The following is a 1,774-nucleotide window of genomic DNA, read 5'->3' on the forward strand; positions in this document are numbered from 1 at the left end:
CTAAAATTCTAAAATTCTAAAATTCTAAAATTCTAAAATTCTAAAATTCTAAAATAAGCCGAATTTACCGTCCTTGCGCTTATAAAGCACGCGCATTTTAGCATCCATATCGTTAAAGACCAAGAACTGATCGGTACTTTCTTTAAGCTTATTTAGCGCCTCATCGATCTCTAGCGGCTTATATAGATCCAGCTCGGTAGGGACTATTTCATCGACCTCGTCGTTTAAATTTGGCTTATTGGCACCGACCGCATTATCTACGGCGTTTTGTTTCATTTCGTCGCGATTTTTATGAGAATTTACCTTATCGTGGTATCTGCGTAGAACTTTTGAAGCACGATCTACGATGAGATCGACGGCGGCATAGAGATCTTTATCTTTTTGACGCACGACGATAGTGTCTTGATGCGCTAAATTTAATGAGAAATCTACCACGAAGCCCTTTTTGCCTTGCTTCTCGTCAGCAGAAATTACACAACGCCCAGAGATGATGTCGAGATTATATTTTTCTAGCGTCTCAAATGCGTTTTCGACATAATTTTTAATAGCCTCCGTTAGCTCAAACTGCTTACCTACGATATTTAAATTCATCGTCTCTCCTTTGCATTATGGTTTTTGAATAGTACGCCTATGATATGTAATCTGCGGTCTGCCCATAACTTCTACGTTGGATTTTACTACTACATCTACAAGCGCGGCATGGCTTAGAATTCTGCCCACACTACCATTTGCAAGTGTTTCGGACGAGCCTTGCCCAAAATTACTATAAGCGACGGTATGATTGCCGGGCGCACCCAGCTGTCTATCGAAATATCCGAATGTCACGGTGATATCAAACATTTTTTCGCCCGCATTATTTGACGGGTACTCGAGCGTAATCGTATTTAGTGTAGGGTTGCTCGCAGCTGTAGCGCCTCCTGCCTTAAGATCGGTAGTTAAATACTGGTGCTTTTGCATAGCAAGGACAGCCAGCTCCGTAGCACTCTGCGCTAGCAACAGCGCCTGCTCTCTGCCTTGGATATTATTGACATCGCGAGCCGTCATAGATGCTATAGATAGTGCCGTAATCGCCGTAGTTGCTACAATGATGATAAAAAATATGGCTGCTACTAGAGCAAAGCCTTTTTGCATAGTTTTCATTAGTACACCACCTGTGCTTTACAAACGTTTAGATCCAGCTCCGCGGGATCGAAATTTCTGCCATCGTCTCTCATACATAGTTTAAGCGCAACGGCACCATTATCATCCTTAAACCTAAATAAGCTCACATCCTCTGCTAGTAACGAGCTGCTAGCCTTATCATATGAGTGTGCATCTTTTTCAACGGTGCTCCATGGACGATAGTTATACCTCAATACTAGATCAAAATTCTTACTCAAATTTCCCGCATTGTCTTTCGTATAAGTTACGACATTAGCGGGGACGATCGCATAGGCGCTATGCGCTATATAGTACTGCTCAGAAAATTCCTGAGAGTTAGCATTGTTTGGATTGAACGGATATTGATTGATGGTGATAGTTTCACCTTGTATGCTACCGCTACCCGCATCACTAGGAGTGCCTACGGCGATTAGTACGCGGTTTCTGCCGTCTGCCCGAACAGCCCTATCGTAACCGAAGCCTATGCCTACGCTAGTAGGCGAAGCATCGTTAGTAACAACCCTAAAAATAACAGCAACTTGGGTGTTAGTAGAAGGTCTATTATATGTCGTAGCCCTTAAATCTCCAAAAGGCAGTGTTATCGTATCTTTTACAACTCCTTCTGTAATTCCAT

At 42.6% G+C, this 1,774-nt stretch carries 2 protein-coding genes and 1 pseudogene; all 3 read right to left on the reverse strand.

The window, feature by feature from the left end; all coding sequences use genetic code 11:
• Positions 1-48 precede the first annotated feature (48 nt).
• A complete protein-coding gene (gene raiA, locus Q0372_RS10345; protein ID WP_297882144.1) occupies positions 49-591 on the reverse strand; it encodes a ribosome-associated translation inhibitor RaiA in 543 nt (180 codons plus the stop codon).
• Between the two features lie 15 nt (positions 592-606).
• Entirely contained in the window at positions 607-1,140 is a 534-nt protein-coding gene (locus tag Q0372_RS10350; protein ID WP_298105659.1) for a hypothetical protein, read from the reverse strand.
• Positions 1,140-1,774: pseudogene (locus Q0372_RS10355) on the reverse strand (hypothetical protein); the annotation flags it as partial. The gene Q0372_RS10350 and the pseudogene Q0372_RS10355, both read right to left, overlap by 1 nt.

The sequence above is a fragment of the uncultured Campylobacter sp. genome, assembly GCF_937997405.1.
GTDB lineage: Bacteria > Campylobacterota > Campylobacteria > Campylobacterales > Campylobacteraceae > Campylobacter_B.

What these genes read in the sequence shown, in the direction of transcription:
- raiA (WP_297882144.1), bottom strand. Translation starts at nt 591, where the DNA reads ATGAATTTAAATATCGTAGGTAAGCAGTTTGAGCTAACGGAGGCTATT.
- Q0372_RS10350 (WP_298105659.1), bottom strand. Translation starts at nt 1,140, where the DNA reads ATGAAAACTATGCAAAAAGGCTTTGCTCTAGTAGCAGCCATATTTTTT.